Below are 14,805 nucleotides of genomic sequence, written 5' to 3'. Positions count from 1 at the left end.
GCTTTTTAACCTCATCTAATGTTAATCCTGTTTTTTAGCAATCATCTCTACTGAAAGAATATCTAATAAATTTTTAGCCATTTCTATTGCCTTTTCTTTTTTACCTTCATCCATTAAACTTTTACCAAGCTCTGTCACTCTCAATTCCTCCTTTACTCTCTAAATCTTTTCTTTCTAAAAATTTCATTGCTCTTTTCATGATTAAATCTTCATAATGTAAATAATCAATTTTTATTTGTTTACCATAAAAAAATGTGCACTGAAATTATCAACAAAGCTATCAAAAGAATACATTGTATCATATTATCTATATTTTGTTAGGTTAATAATTCTTATCCTTAATTTAACCTTAATAAAAAGCACTCAATCCACATAAGATTGACTGCCCTTTACAATGTTGTTTATTTAATATTGTCAATAAAATTTATTCAGCCCTTATCACTACCATTTTATCCAAATCAATAACTGCTCCTACTGACTTTAAAAAATCCATTCCTACAATCCCGTTTATTTCAAATCCATAGTCCATTACTCCTATTTCCACCTTAAAATTCTCTAAATTTAAATCACCCATACTTATTGAATCTACATATTTTTTATAAACAAATTCTGAACCACCCACACCTGAAATTGTTTCAATTATATCATCTTCTTCTATTGTGATTCCTATTTCTTCTACTTTATCCATCTTAAAAACAGTACCACCTGAACCTGTATCTAAAAGTACATCATCTAATATTATTTCTTTCCCTTTATAAGTTAATTTAATATTACAAAATGGGAGTCCATATTTTAATTGAAGTTTAACCATTTTTTCGCACTCCAATCCATGTTCTTTCTTCTATAAATAATTTCTCATTTTTTGTATGATATACATACATTTCTCTACTTTTATCCTTCTTATGTTTTTCTGCATACTCTTTAAGAGCTTCCTTCCCTTTATCATAAGCATTTATAACAGAAATTTCTTCAACAATTCTTTTTCCATCTTCCGAATATGCCTCTATAGCTTCAAATAATATCCATTTATCAACATACATATCTCTTGCTTCTTCCCATTTCATATAAAACACTCCTTATTTATGAATAATATATGTTCATTAAAAAATATACTTTCTACTCATTTAACTTATAAATATTATAACACATCCACAAAAAAATCTTCGTCTTAAACAGAGATTTTCCTATTTCCTATATAGCTTTATAAGCGTCTCCATGTGCCCAGTTTGTGTAAACATCTAAATACAGTTCTAATTCCTTTAATTCATCTTCTCCCTTAGGATAATTTACAACTACTGAAATCTCTCTTTTCCCCACACAAAAATCAGAAGAGAAATGAACACTCTTTGTTACTCAAAATTTCAAAAATAAAGAAGTAAAGAATTTTAGAATATAAGAACCTAAAAGTAAAAATTCTTGTAAAGAAATAGATTTAGATTGCATAATATTTAAATGTAAGGCTTAATAAACCGTAATCACCAGTAAACCATAAATTTCATATAATACTATCACATGAATTAATTCTATGGAGGTAAATTACTTTTATGAAAAAAAAGGTGTTTAGTCTATTTTCAATTCTCTGTACATTGATCTTAAGTTTCTCACTTCTATCGGGCTGTAGTACAAAAAAAGAAACAACTCTTAAAAAGATCAAGTTAAATGAAGTAGTACGTTCTGTATTTTATGCTCCTATGTATGTGGCTATAAATGAAGGTTTTTTTAAAGAAGAAGGATTAGATATTGATCTTTCTACAGGTCAGGGTGCAGATAAAACCATGCAGCAAGTTTTATCTGGAAGCTGCCAAATTGGTTTTTGTGGTCCTGAACAAGTTATTTACATCTACAATCAAAAACGTGAAGATCTACCTGTTATATTTGCACAGCTTACTCAAACTGATGGTTCTTTCTTAGTTGGTAAAACTCAAGAAGCTGATTTTAAATGGGAATCTCTAAAAGGAAAAACTATAATAGGCGGAAGACCTGGTGGAATGCCTGAAATGTCTCTTGAATATGTTTTGAGAAACCACGGCTTGAAACCTGGTGAAGATGTGAATATTATAACTAATCTTGCTTTTACTGCTACTGCTGGTGCATTTAAAGCTGGAACTGGTGACTATGTTGCTCTTTTTGAACCTACTGCTAGTATGCTAGAGAAAGATAATTCTGGATATATTGTAGATTCAATAGGTAAACAGGCTGGTACAATTCCTTATACATGTTATTTTGCAACTAAATCATATATGGACGCAAATCCTGATGTTATTGAAAAATTTACAAGAGCAATATACAAAGGTCAGGTTTGGGTTGCCAATCACAGTAATGAAGAAGTTGCAAAATCCATACAATCTTTCTTCCCTGGAAGCGACATAGAAATTTTAACAAACGTTATTAAAAACTACAGAAATATAAAAGCCTTTGCTGAGACCCCAGTAATGAAGGAAGAAAATTTGAATAGACTTATGGACATAATTCAATCTTATAAAGCAGATTTAATTAAAGAAAGACCTCCATTTACTACAATTGTTACTAATGACTACGCCGAAAAAACTGTTTCTGAAAAAAAATAAAAGCATAGAAAGAGAGTTAATGTCATCAGACATTAGCTCTCTTTCTATAAAATTATGCTTTGTTTTTCCATTGAATGTTTAACATTATTTTTTTTCATTCATATAATGAACTATAATTCTTTGGAGATGATATAATGAACAAACTGTCAATATCTCACGTATATATGAATTATCATACTCTCAAAAACGAGACTGAAGCTTTAAAGGATATTAATTTTTCTGTATCTAAAGGAGAATTTGTTAGTATTGTAGGACCATCTGGATGTGGTAAATCCACAGTTTTAAACATTATAGCAGGACTGTTAACTCCTTCTCAAGGCGACATATTGATAGATGGTAAGAATATAAGTTCTTCACATTTGAAAATAGGCTATATGTTTCAAAAAGATCAGCTTTTTGAATGGCTTACCGTATGGAACAATGTACTTTTGGGATTAAAAATTCAACATAAAGTAAATGAATATAATAGAAATATGGTGAAAAAGCTTTTGATTGATTATAATCTATGGAATTTTAAAGATTTTTATCCTAATCAATTATCTGGTGGTATGCGTCAAAGAGTAGCTCTTATAAGAACATTAGCTTTAAATCCTGAAATTCTATTATTGGACGAACCTTTTTCTGCACTGGACTATCAAAGCAGATTAACTGCCAGTGATGAAATCTATAAAATTATCAAACAAGAAAATAAAACAGCTATAATGGTAACTCATGATATTTCCGAGGCAATATCTATGTCAAATAGAGTATTGATACTTTCAAAACGTCCTGCAGTAATAAAAAAAGAAGTACCTATTAAATTTTCAAATGAATATAATTCTCCTTTAAAGTCTAGAGAAGCTCCTGAATTCAGACTTTATTTTAATACAATTTGGGAGGAGTTAGATATAAATGATTAAATACAGCATTGAACATGAAAAATTTTTAAAAACAGTACAAAAAGACAATCGTAAAGTTTTAATCACTAGATTATTTATTCTTGTAGCTCTATTCACATTTTGGGAAATAGCTGGCAATACAGGCTTAATTGATCCTTTTCTAACCAGTACTCCATCAAGAATGTGGAAAAGCCTTATGAAAATCTATAGCGAAGGAACATTGTTCAGACATATTTTAATTACCTGCGGTGAAACTATACTGGGTTTTTTACTTGGAACATTTTTAGGTACCTTTATAGCAGTACTCCTATGGTGGTCTGATTTTGCCTCAAAAGTATTGGACCCTTACCTTGTTGTATTAAATGCTTTGCCTAAAGTTGCATTAGCTCCCATAATTATTTTTTGGGTAGGTAATGGTATAAATGCAATAATTTTAATTGCACTTCTAATTTCTATTGTTGTAACAATAATAAATATTTTAAATGGATTTAAAGAAGTTGATAAAGATAAAATAAAACTTCTAGAGACTTTCGGTGCTAATAAAAGCCAAATTTTAACTCACCTTATCATTCCTGCCTCCATACCTACAATAATTTCTTCTTTAAAAATAAATGTAGGTCTTTCATGGGTAGGAGTCATAATGGGAGAATTCTTAGTTGCAAAAGAAGGATTGGGATTCCTTATTATATTTGGAGGTCAAATATCTCAACTTGATATGGTAATGATGAGCATAATAATACTTTCCGTATTAGCATTTCTTATGTACGCTGGAGTTTCTTACTTTGAAAAATGTTTAATTAAAAATATATCTGACAAAAATTAGATTCAAAAAAATTACTGTAAAAAATAAAGTATAAATTTATTTTTTACAGTAATTTTTTTCTATGTATGTTGAATAATTTATATATAACTAGACAATAATTTAACTAATCTTTTCAATTTTAGGAGGTTTATGTATGAGCTATTTTGACTTAGCTAATAATTTATATAATAATGAAGAATATGAAAAAGCTATTGCTGCATATAAAAAAGCTATTGAACTTGAAGAAAACAAACCAGCTTCATTATATAACACAGCAGTATGTTTCATTAAACTAAATAACTATGAAAAAGCTATTATGTTATTGAAATCTGCTATAAAAGAAAAAGAAGATAGCCGTTATTTTTTCAATTTAGGTTATTGCTATGCCATGCTCAAAAATGCCAAAAAAGCTTTAATGTATTTCAATACAGCATGGGCTTTAAATAACGAAGATTATGATTGCGAAAAAGCTATAAATTTAATAATCAGCAGCCTTAAACGAAACTAGCAAATTTGAAAATTCCCCTAAGTATACATTAAATTTATTTGTATAGTTAAAGAATTTATATTAGCCCGTTTCCTCACAAGAGTCCTCTTTCAGTTTAAATTCCAATAAAAATTCAGTTTCTTCTGGAGAACTTGAAATACTTACTTTGCCTCCATTTTTCTTCATTAGACTATTTACAATAAACAAACCAAATCCATGATCCTTTTTATCATCTTTTTTTGTAGTAAAACCTTTATTAAAGATTTTATCTATTTTATTTTTAGGAATCATAGGACCATTGTTTGCAATAGATAAATAATATTTTCCTTCTTCAACATATCCGTAAACAGAAATAATTTTTTTTTCATCATGTTTTTCTGAATTAAAACATTGAAAAGCATTATCTAAAATATTACTTATTATACCCACCAACTCATAATCATCTATCATAATCACATCTAAGGATATTTCAAAATCCACATCTAAGTAAATATCATTTTCAAAAGCCAAATTACTTTTCATTGCAATTAAACCATCTATATAATCATTTCCAGTATCAAAAAACTTATATGCTGTTTCTAAATTATTTGTAGTTCTTCTTAAATAGTTTTTTATGCATTCCAATGTATCCGGTCTATTTAAAATGCACATAGCATAAATTGTATTTATATGATTGGCAAAATCATGCTTCTCTCTCCTAATAATATCTATAATACTTTCAAGATTATTTGCATATTCTTTTTTTAATTCAAATTTGTTTTTTATCTTATTTAATTCCATTCTCTTTCTATAATCAATCATTCCAATAAATATAAAAAATAGTAATAGTAAAGATACCAGTACTTGATATATTACAACATTTATTTTGTTACTTATGATATTATTAACGCTAATTAAACAAATTAGCATAATAAATATGCCAAATATCCAATAGGAAGTTATATTGTCCTCTTCCTCTTTTAAAGGAAACTTTATAAAATTTATTTTAGTTTTATGCATAAAAGCTAAAATTGAAACTCTAATTAAATTCAGCACCAAAGCAAAGAGTATATCTATTTTTATATTGTCCAATAAAAGAATACTGTTTTTACCAGCCAAAATCGAAAAAATTGTAATACATCCAACTTCTATAATTATTATGTATATATATGAAATCAGTGCAGCTACAGCTGAATATTTCAATGCTGTTGATGTAAGAATTGCCATCACCATTATTGAAAATATAATTATTGCAAGTGTATGACCTCCATTGCTGATACTGATAATAGCCCATGCAGAAAAAATAGCATGTATTAATATGTATAACCCTATTTTTAACTTATGTTCCTTTAAATAATACTCCTTTTGAAGAACTTTTAGATACATCAACAGTATAGGTACTGCTTCCAAAGCCGAATTAATAAATTTGGCAATAAACTTATATGTTGTCATATTTCCTCCCTCACATTAGTTATTATTCCTAAATTTTTTAAGAGGACATATATATATTACAATTATCAATATTCATTGTTCAAGAATCATTTATGAAAAAACTTCAAAATAAGTTTTAATACAATGAATAGTATTTATTGCAACTTATATATTATAAAGCTTCACTTTATGTATTTATTTGACAAAGGAAGACACTAGTACTATATATCTTACACACCAATGCCAAATATCCATCTGAAAAATTTAACTTTATAGGTGATTTTAATATCACATCCCCTATTATTCGCAGATAAGATTCAGTTAGATATAATTTTACATATTTTTCTGTAATATACCTTAATACAATGATACCTTATACAAAAAATATGTCAATAAAACATTTGTTTTTTATGGTTTTTATACTAAAATATAAATGTATTAAATAATTACATTTTTTAACTTACCCAGCTATTTTTGCATTTCTATGATCTAATTTGAAAATTGAGCTATCAAAATAGTTACCACCTTTATAAAAAGTAGCATCAACATTTATCCATCGTTTCTCTTCACTTATATATACTTGATTCCACGCATGACTTACCCAACTTGACCCATTGAAGCCTTCTCCTGTAATTATTCTTACTTCTATGTTATTAGCTTTGCACATTGCTGCAAAAAGACAAGAATAATCAAAACATATTCCTTTTCTTGAATAAAATGTATTTACTGCTCCAGATTTTACACTAAAATCATTTTTTAAAATTTTTTCAACTTTATCATAATCATATTCTATATTTTTGCCTACCCAATTATATATATCTTTTGCTTTTTCAGCAGAGCTTTTTTCATCCTTTGTTAGTGCCCTTGCAAATCCGTCTATTTCTTTATTTGACTTAATGCCATCTGATAAAGTAATTCCATTATAATAAACTATAGTTTGTCCAGACTTATTTAAAGATTCTGCTTCATCGTTTTTTACAACTATTTTAAAAGAATTATTTATTATATTGGGAAGTTTTTGAGCAAACTTTGAATTTGTTATTGGATTTATAACATTTTCGCAAATAGAGCTGTAAACTATAGATTTATCAAGTTTTTCATTATAAGAATTGCTTACTCCAATTATTGCTGACACATTCAACACCAAAGTTACCAGCAGTATATACCAAATGGCTTTAGGTAATTGAAAGAGTAATCCTATTATTCTCTTAACAAATCCACTTTTTTCTTTTATTAAATCTTCAACCCCATCCAGCAGTGGATAAAAAGTTATACTATTTATTGCCTCAATAATAATTCCTATAATTTTATAAACTAAAAATATTATTATTGGCATTACAATTACATATATAAATACTGGATTACTTTCTAGTATTAAAATAATCTTTTCCGGAATATAATTGTAGATTTCAACATATATTCCTTCCTGATGAATTACAAAAATTTTCTTTGTTAAATATGTTCCTAAAATTGCTCCAGCTATAAATGAAATATAACTGTTCCCCTCTTCAAGGTCACTTTTTAAATTCTTAGATGAAAATTTTAACAAAAATCCTTTTATCAAAGGATATAAAAATATTAATATTAACGCTACATCTACTGGATTTTTAGTCATATACCCACCCCCAACACAAGTTGACAGTTAAACTGTTAAATAAAAAAAATAAATATTTAACTTATTCTTTATATATTATATCTTTCAATACATTTTTTATATCTTCCCATTTATATCCTCTTCGCATAAGATATTGTCCTAACTTCCTGTAAATTTTTGATTTATCTTTTTCTGATTTGCTTATTATTCCATATCTCTTTTCTGCAAGCTCTTTAAGTGTTTCAATCATATGGTTATTTTCACTAAGTTTGTCTGCATTATTTATATCATGAGTATCTATTTTAATCAATCTATTTAAAACAGTGTTAATTATATTATATTCATATCCTCTTGATGCCAAATAATCTCCGAGCTTTTTATATATCTTATACATATTACTTTCCGATTTGATAATAGTATTATATCTTTTCTCTGCAAGCTTTACTGCTGAAATCACTTCCATATCATAAGTAATTTCACTGAGTCCATTTTCTACTATTTCTTCTGATATACCTTTTTTTAGCAATGCATATCTTATTTTACTCTTTCCCCATAACAAACTCTTATCTCTTATAAACATATCAGCATATTTATTGTCATCTACAAAACTATATTCCTTTAGAAATTTCATCACTCTTGATGAGGTTTTCTCGTCATACCCCAAGGTAACTAATTTTTCAAACATTTCTCTTTCAGTTTTATAGGTCTTTTCTATTATTCTCAAAGCAGAATTTTTTGCTTTTAAATAATTATCTTCTCTAATTATTTCCTTAAATAGTTCCATATTGATTTTCTTATTTCTTTTAAGATTATGATAATAAACAAGTTCTGCACTGCATGAAAAAGCAAATTCATCATCCAAAAATACATTGACCCTGTTTTTGTTTTTTTTCTGTGTCTCTATTTTTGTTATTGTTTTCTCCACTATATCTCACTCTTTTCAGATAATAAAATGTGTATAGTAGGTTCTTTTAAAACCTTTCTTGAAATATTATATATATCCTGACTTTTAATTTTTTCCATATTCTTCATATTGTCAATAAATTCATAAATATCTTCCTTATCAATAATTTGATGCAATATATAATTGCAAAGCTGTGCTGAATCTTCTAGTGTACTGGCCACAGCTGTTTTTAATACTTTTTTCATAAGTGAAACATTTCTATCATCTAAAACTATTTCTTCGTTTTGTACATCTTCAATTGACTTATTGATTAGATCCAACGCTTCGTCAACATCATCTTGATTAACTGCCGTATATATGCTCAAAGTCTTAACATACTTGCTCATATCCAACTCAGAATAAACATCATAAGCAAGACCTTTTTCTTCTCTTAGTCGTCTAAACAATACAGAATTAGCACTTTCTCCAAATTTATAATTCAGTATTCTTAAAGCCAATTCCTCATCTTTTGTTAAACCATGGAAAGTATATAAATACACAATTGTGCACTGTTCAGCATCTCTTTTGTATGAAATTTTTTTACCTGGTATATTGTCTTCAACTATTACTTCTCCTCTGTTAAATTCTTGCCTTTTCCAGTCATTAAAATACTTTTTAACTAACTCTATTGCCTCCTCATGAGAATATGGCGAAACTAAAGTTATATATGAATTATTAGGTACATAATAGGTTTTATAAAACTTCATCAATTCATGTCTCTTGAATTTTTCAACTGTATTTTTTGTACCTATTGTATCTATTCTTATAGAACTCTTTTTAAAAGCATATTCTGTAACCTTTTTATAGCTGTAGTCTTCTATATCATCTTTGCTTGTCCTAATTTCTGCCAGTATTACCCCCCTTTCCTTTTCAATTTCATCTTTAGGAAAAGTTGAATTTTTAACCATATCTCCTAATAGTTCCACTGATTGCTCTATCTCTTCTTTCAAAGCTGTTATACTGTAAACTGTACAATTATAATCAGTATAAGCATTATATTCTCCTGCTCTTTGCTCAAGCTCTTCGTTAAGTTCTTCATTTGTTCTCTTTCCTGTTCCTTTAAACATCATATGCTCTACAAAATGGGATATTCCCTTCTGTTCAATACTCTCATATATAGAACCAATTTTAATTCCTATGTGAATAGAAGCTAATTGAGTATCCTTTTTTATTGTTACTACAGTTAATCCATTATCCAATGTATATTTTTTCAAGTCAAAAATTTCTTTATCCATATGTTCTCCTTTTCCAAATCATTATAAAAACTATTATAATTTATAATATGAAAAATAAAAAGCACATAATATTCATTTTTACTTTAATATTAAACAAATCCCCGTGAACCCTAAGTCCACAGGGATTTGTTTTAAATTTTACTATATATTTCATAATTAACATTTGGAAATATATTATCTACTTCTTCAACATTAGAAAGCCATTTAATATCTATAGATTTTTTTGTTATATCTTCATATAGTTTGTTAAATCTTTCTATATGGGTATTTACTCTTCTTACAGCGTATTCTACTGTAGTATTATTTTTAATAATAAAAGGCCAATCTGAAGACTCTGCCAGCATAAGCTCTCTTGCTGCCTGATTCAACGCTCTTTTTTGAATATCTGTAGGCTCTTTATATGTATTGGCAAGCCTTGTCATAGACTGTTCACACCTATGCAAATCTCTATATATCCAATGATTTGATGGATTTAACCATACAGAATAATCACTATTTTCTCCCCAACTTGATGGTGAAGGACTGCCGCACTGAACCATAGAATTTTGTTTTAAATATTCTGATGGTGTTGTCAGCTTGAAATTGGTCCACTCTTCAGAAGCCATACGTATGAATTGTTCTATAAAATCAGGTCCTTCAAACCACCAATGTCCATATAACTCTGTATCATAAGGGCAAGTTATTATTGGAGGCACATCCATTTGCTGGCTAGATAACGTTATCTGTCTGTTTCTTCCATCAGCAAAATGTCCTGCATGGTCTCTTACTTTTTTCATTGCCATTTCTCTGTCATAATACTCTTTATTTTCAGTTTTACCTGTTATTTTGTAATATTTAATTCCTGTATCAATCCTTATCCCAGCTCTGTTAATATATGGAGCAATATATTCCATAGGTGCTTCATACCCTATGTCTCTGTAAAATTCTCTATAATTAAAATCTCCTGGATACCCTAAATAGTTGCTCCACACTTGTTGAGACGACTCCATATCTCTACCAAAGACGCATACTCCATTTGGTGTAGATATAGGGGTGTAAGTTCCATATTTAGGTCTAGGCGAAGAATTAAGAACAGCTTTATTTTCCGAAATAAAGTAAGTTAATCCATACTCTTTTAAAACTGTATCAAGAGAATAAGTATACGCACATTCTGGAAGCCATATGCCTTTAGGTGCATGTCCAATACAGTCTATGTATGATTGAACAGCTGTTGCAATTTGAGCTTTTATAGTTTCAGGATTTATTGCAAGTAGTGGAAGTAATGCATGAGTTGCTGAGCAAGTTATTATTTCAAGGCATCCTAGCTTATCAAATTTTTTAAAAGCATTCATTAATCTATTATCATATTCTTTATATTTTCTTAATATCATTTTGAATCTTTCATTATAAAAATGTGCTAATTTATTTAACTCTTTGTCATCTTTAGTTCTTATAATTTCTTTTTCTGAAAGTTCTATGCATGAATTCATATATTCTAAATATCTTTCATTTAAATATTCATCTTCAAGCATTCCCATAAGAGGTGGTGTAATATTCATAGTTATCTTAAACGGAATTTCATCTTTAATCAAGTTGTCGAAAGCATTTATAAGTGGTATATAACATTCACTCATCGCCTCAAAAAGCCATCTTTCTTCCAGAGCATCTTCAATTTCTGGATGCCTTACATAAGGCATATGACTGTGTAATATTAATGCAACATATCCTTTTTCCATATCTATACCTCCATTAGTTTTAGTTATGATGAAGCTGCTATATATTCCTTGGATACTTTATCAAAATATTCTTCAAAATATTCATTAAAATAATTTTTTTCACCTAACACTATTTGTATATACTTTTGCTGATTTTTTTTTTTCAACCATGAATGGGTAAGGCTTGGGCTGATTTCTGTTAATTTTGCAAGAGTTACTTTCATTATATGTAGGCAGTGTAGTATCAGGATTCTCTTCATACTGTTTAGAAACATCTACATAATATACATCTCTATTATCTGATTGTCTATCTTTAGGAGTTGTTACTGTATTAGAAAATGCAATTGAAACAAATGTATCATCAGGTAGTATTCTACCTAGTTTAACGAATATATCAATATCATCCTTATTAAGATTTATATACCAATTATTTGCGAATGCATCCAGGTAAATTGTCTCTATTTCTTTAACTATTCCTTGTTCTACTTGAAAAATCTTCAAAACTGGTTTTGAGTTTGTCCACACATTTTCTCCATATATATCTTCAAATTTTTTCACTGTTAAAGGGGAAATATCATAATAGCAAAATACTTTATATGCACTTTGTACCATTAAAACTATAGAAGAATTTTTATTTTCATTCACATTTATCACCTCTTAATCCATTATTTACTTTTTAATTATACCTTATAATGGAATTTATGTCACTTATTTAATGTATTTTTTTGCTATTTTAGCTATTTTTATTACCCTAATATTCTATACTGTAACTTTTCTTCCCTGCATAAAATAATATGAGTAATAATTTTTCTGGAGATTTTTTATGCTAAAAAAAACTATTAATTCTAATTTTTTTAAGCTTCTTTTTATATTAATATTTATACTTATAATAGAATTTATATTAATTTACAGAGGATATAAACAGAACAACTCTAAAATTTATGATTTGAATACAAAAAACTGTATTGCTGAAAGATGCCAGCACAATTCTTGTAATGAAATATACTATCACTTTATAATTTGAAATATTATTAATTCTACACACAAAAACGTGCTAATCTTTACTGATTAGCACGTTTTAAAATTTTATGGGCTATATTTTTTAGAAAGTTATATTATTTCATTTATATATAGTTGTTTTAATAGCTTAAGTTATTATTTTTCTATTCCTGTCCTTGCCTGAACACCTTTTTTATAATAATGTTTTATTTCCTTCATTTCTGTAACTAAATCTGCTTTATCTATAAGCTCCTTTAGTGCATATCTTCCTGTAATTATAATTTCCACATTTTCTTTTCTTTTATCTAAAACCTTTATAACATCTTCTACTGAAAACAATTTATAATAAAGAGCTATGTTTAATTCATCCATAACTACCAAGTCAAATTTACCATCTGCTAAAATATTTTCCATTTCTAAAAGTCCATTTTTAGCTGTTTCTATATCTTCTTCAGCAGGATTATTATAAACGAAACAGTTTCTCCCATACTGCCTCATCTTAAAATTTGGTAAATATTTTATCGCATCAAGCTCACTATATTTCATTCCTTTTACAAACTGCCCAAAGAAAACTTTTTTTCCAGCACAAACAGCTCTTAACGAAAGTCCTAATGCACAGGTAGTTTTTCCTTTACCATTTCCTGTGTAAATATGAATATATCCCTTATCATTCTTCATAAGACCCTCTCCTTTTAAACTCTTCTTTAATAAATTAATCCTATAATTTTCATCCCAATATTTTTAATATAATCTTAAGCAGCACTATTTTCCTTATCACTCTCAGAATACTTTACAAGTATTTTTTCTACATAAATCTTTATTACAGCCATTGTAGGAACAGCTAAAAGCATTCCTATAACTCCAAATAAGCTTCCACCTATGGTTATTGCAAAAATCGCCAAAAATGGACTAAGTCCAACTCTGTTTCCTACCAATTTAGGATCCAAGTACCATGAATCAAACTGCTGAAGGAAAAATAAAAATATTAAAATCTTAACAGCTTTAAAAGGATTAAAGAAAAGATTTATTATAAATGCTACTATCATTCCTATAGTAGGTCCAAAATAGGGAACCATATTTGTAATTCCAACTATTATTGTTATCAATAATGTGTATGGTGATCCTAATACTGTGAGCGCTACAAAGCAAATACTGGCTATAATCATAGAATCAAATGCTTTATTTCCTATACAAATCCCTAACATACTATGGATATTTTTTAAAAGATCTATAACTATATCTCCATTATTTCTTTTTAAAATTATATATATAAATTTTTGTATTGTTTTTATTATCTTCTCTTTGTCAAAAAGTACATATATTGATATTATAAGTCCAAATATAACGTTAATTAGAGAAACTGTAATTGATATGGTCTTATCAAAAATAATATCTAAAATCATTTTTAAAGCATTAGTCATCTTAGGAATAATTGGAGTAATATTGCTATTTTTTAAAGCTTTCATCCTTATGTTACTTAAAAGATGTGAATTTGAAATATAATTATCTATCCACTGCTGTGTTTGATGAGTAAATTGAGGTAGATTATCCACTAAATCAGCTAAACTATATGCCGCTTTAGGTAATAATATAATGAAAACGATAAGGATCAAACTAAGTATTACAATATAAGTTATTGCAATACTCATAGATCTTTTCAAGTGAAATCTTTTTTCTAAAAAAGATAGAATTGGATTCAATATATAAGCTATTACAAAAGCAAAAATAAAAGGTGCCAACATAGAAACAAAGCTATTTATAACTCCAAATATAGCTTCATAATTATCTATAAGTTTTATCAATATATATGAAATTATAACTAAAACCAAAATATTTCTATAAGGGATTTTCTCATCTTTAAACAATTATTTATCCTCCTAATAATAAAATGAAACTTCTTTGACAAATTCATAGCATTTGTCAAATAGTTCTTCTCCATATTATCAACTCCTGATTATATATAATCTTATCACATTTAATTATATTTTTTTGTTTCAGAATTAACTTTTATCGTATCCTGTGTTGCCCTTCCATCCTCACTAACTTTTTTTTAGTTTTCTTATCATTTAATTATCCTCTCTTCATTTTTCATTATATATAACTATAATATATATGGTCAGGATAATTCAACACCTTAAGAAAGATTTTTAAAAACACTACTTGTATTTAAAATATTTCTGTATCATTCTTATATTT

At 27.6% G+C, this 14,805-nt stretch carries 15 protein-coding genes; 4 read left to right on the top strand and 11 right to left on the bottom strand.

Annotated elements, in window-relative coordinates:
- Positions 1-424: 424 nt before the first annotated feature.
- The 3 genes from OIO11_RS07140 to OIO11_RS07130 all read right to left on the bottom strand — a co-directional run bounded on the left by OIO11_RS07140 (position 425) and on the right by OIO11_RS07130 (position 1,317).
- The gene (locus OIO11_RS07140) at positions 425-811 is read right to left on the bottom strand and encodes a retropepsin-like aspartic protease (protein ID WP_268070747.1); all 387 of its coding nucleotides are present in this window, start codon (positions 809-811) and stop codon (positions 425-427) included.
- Complete coding sequence (locus tag OIO11_RS07135) at positions 804-1,064, bottom strand: hypothetical protein (RefSeq protein WP_268070746.1); 261 nt, start codon at positions 1,062-1,064, stop codon at positions 804-806. The genes OIO11_RS07140 and OIO11_RS07135 overlap by 8 nt, the downstream gene beginning before the upstream one ends.
- Positions 1,065-1,191: 127 nt before the next feature.
- Entirely contained in the window at positions 1,192-1,317 is a 126-nt protein-coding gene (locus tag OIO11_RS07130) for a hypothetical protein (RefSeq protein ID WP_268070745.1), read from the bottom strand.
- A 227-nt stretch (positions 1,318-1,544) separates the two neighbouring features.
- Between OIO11_RS07130 and OIO11_RS07125 the strand changes: the two genes are divergently transcribed.
- The 4 genes from OIO11_RS07125 (at position 1,545) to OIO11_RS07110 (ending at position 4,755) form a co-directional block, all read left to right on the top strand.
- The gene (locus tag OIO11_RS07125; RefSeq protein WP_268070744.1) at positions 1,545-2,567 is read left to right on the top strand and encodes an ABC transporter substrate-binding protein; all 1,023 of its coding nucleotides are present in this window, start codon (positions 1,545-1,547) and stop codon (positions 2,565-2,567) included.
- Positions 2,568-2,701: 134 nt separating this feature from the next.
- A complete protein-coding gene (locus tag OIO11_RS07120) occupies positions 2,702-3,466 on the top strand; it encodes an ABC transporter ATP-binding protein (RefSeq protein ID WP_268070743.1) in 765 nt (254 codons plus the stop codon).
- Positions 3,459-4,268, top strand: coding sequence for an ABC transporter permease (locus OIO11_RS07115; protein WP_268070742.1), 810 nt, complete (start codon positions 3,459-3,461; stop codon positions 4,266-4,268). Before OIO11_RS07120 ends, OIO11_RS07115 begins: the two co-directional genes overlap by 8 nt.
- Positions 4,269-4,401: 133 nt before the next feature.
- Positions 4,402-4,755: a tetratricopeptide repeat protein gene (locus OIO11_RS07110; RefSeq protein ID WP_268070741.1), complete on the top strand. Its 354-nt coding sequence runs from the start codon at positions 4,402-4,404 to the stop codon at positions 4,753-4,755.
- Between the two features lie 60 nt (positions 4,756-4,815).
- On the opposite strand, the gene OIO11_RS07105 is transcribed toward OIO11_RS07110, so the two are convergent.
- The 8 genes from OIO11_RS07105 to OIO11_RS07070 form a co-directional block, all read right to left on the bottom strand.
- Positions 4,816-6,165 (bottom strand): sensor histidine kinase, encoded by a 1,350-nt coding sequence (locus OIO11_RS07105; protein WP_268070740.1) that lies wholly within the window; start codon positions 6,163-6,165, stop codon positions 4,816-4,818.
- Between the two features lie 439 nt (positions 6,166-6,604).
- Positions 6,605-7,759, bottom strand: coding sequence for a transglutaminase-like domain-containing protein (locus OIO11_RS07100; protein WP_268070739.1), 1,155 nt, complete (start codon positions 7,757-7,759; stop codon positions 6,605-6,607).
- Between the two features lie 61 nt (positions 7,760-7,820).
- On the bottom strand, positions 7,821-8,663 hold the full coding sequence (recX, locus tag OIO11_RS07095) for a recombination regulator RecX (protein ID WP_268070738.1): 843 nt from the start codon (positions 8,661-8,663) through the stop codon (positions 7,821-7,823).
- A complete protein-coding gene (locus OIO11_RS07090; protein WP_268070737.1) occupies positions 8,663-9,916 on the bottom strand; it encodes a M16 family metallopeptidase in 1,254 nt (417 codons plus the stop codon). The genes recX and OIO11_RS07090 overlap by 1 nt, the downstream gene beginning before the upstream one ends.
- Positions 9,917-10,047: 131 nt before the next feature.
- Entirely contained in the window at positions 10,048-11,631 is a 1,584-nt protein-coding gene (locus OIO11_RS07085) for a glycoside hydrolase family 57 protein (protein WP_268070736.1), read from the bottom strand.
- Between the two features lie 99 nt (positions 11,632-11,730).
- The gene (locus OIO11_RS07080; RefSeq protein ID WP_268070735.1) at positions 11,731-12,255 is read right to left on the bottom strand and encodes a DUF4912 domain-containing protein; all 525 of its coding nucleotides are present in this window, start codon (positions 12,253-12,255) and stop codon (positions 11,731-11,733) included.
- 510 nt (positions 12,256-12,765) lie between these two features.
- Positions 12,766-13,287: a cob(I)yrinic acid a,c-diamide adenosyltransferase gene (cobO, locus tag OIO11_RS07075; RefSeq protein ID WP_268070734.1), complete on the bottom strand. Its 522-nt coding sequence runs from the start codon at positions 13,285-13,287 to the stop codon at positions 12,766-12,768.
- Positions 13,288-13,361: 74 nt separating this feature from the next.
- Entirely contained in the window at positions 13,362-14,474 is a 1,113-nt protein-coding gene (locus OIO11_RS07070; RefSeq protein ID WP_268070733.1) for an AI-2E family transporter, read from the bottom strand.
- Between the last annotated feature and the right edge of the window lie 331 nt (positions 14,475-14,805).

Source organism: Clostridium sp. ZS2-4 (genome assembly GCF_026719745.1).
GTDB lineage: Bacteria > Bacillota > Clostridia > Clostridiales > Clostridiaceae > Clostridium_H.
The sequence above is the reverse complement of the archived record's forward strand: the minus strand, read 5'-3'. Positions and strand labels throughout refer to the sequence as shown.

Excerpts from the sequence above, each read along its gene's own strand:
- OIO11_RS07100 (WP_268070739.1), bottom strand. The coding sequence starts at position 7,759 with ATGACTAAAAATCCAGTAGATGTAGCGTTAATATTAATATTTTTATAT.
- cobO (WP_268070734.1), bottom strand. The coding sequence starts at position 13,287 with ATGAAGAATGATAAGGGATATATTCATATTTACACAGGAAATGGTAAA.
- OIO11_RS07135 (WP_268070746.1), bottom strand. The coding sequence starts at position 1,064 with ATGAAATGGGAAGAAGCAAGAGATATGTATGTTGATAAATGGATATTA.
- OIO11_RS07120 (WP_268070743.1), top strand. The coding sequence starts at position 2,702 with ATGAACAAACTGTCAATATCTCACGTATATATGAATTATCATACTCTC.
- OIO11_RS07140 (WP_268070747.1), bottom strand. The coding sequence starts at position 811 with ATGGTTAAACTTCAATTAAAATATGGACTCCCATTTTGTAATATTAAA.
- OIO11_RS07105 (WP_268070740.1), bottom strand. The coding sequence starts at position 6,165 with ATGACAACATATAAGTTTATTGCCAAATTTATTAATTCGGCTTTGGAA.
- OIO11_RS07085 (WP_268070736.1), bottom strand. The coding sequence starts at position 11,631 with ATGGAAAAAGGATATGTTGCATTAATATTACACAGTCATATGCCTTAT.
- OIO11_RS07090 (WP_268070737.1), bottom strand. The coding sequence starts at position 9,916 with ATGGATAAAGAAATTTTTGACTTGAAAAAATATACATTGGATAATGGA.
- OIO11_RS07110 (WP_268070741.1), top strand. The coding sequence starts at position 4,402 with ATGAGCTATTTTGACTTAGCTAATAATTTATATAATAATGAAGAATAT.
- OIO11_RS07125 (WP_268070744.1), top strand. The coding sequence starts at position 1,545 with ATGAAAAAAAAGGTGTTTAGTCTATTTTCAATTCTCTGTACATTGATC.
- OIO11_RS07115 (WP_268070742.1), top strand. The coding sequence starts at position 3,459 with ATGATTAAATACAGCATTGAACATGAAAAATTTTTAAAAACAGTACAA.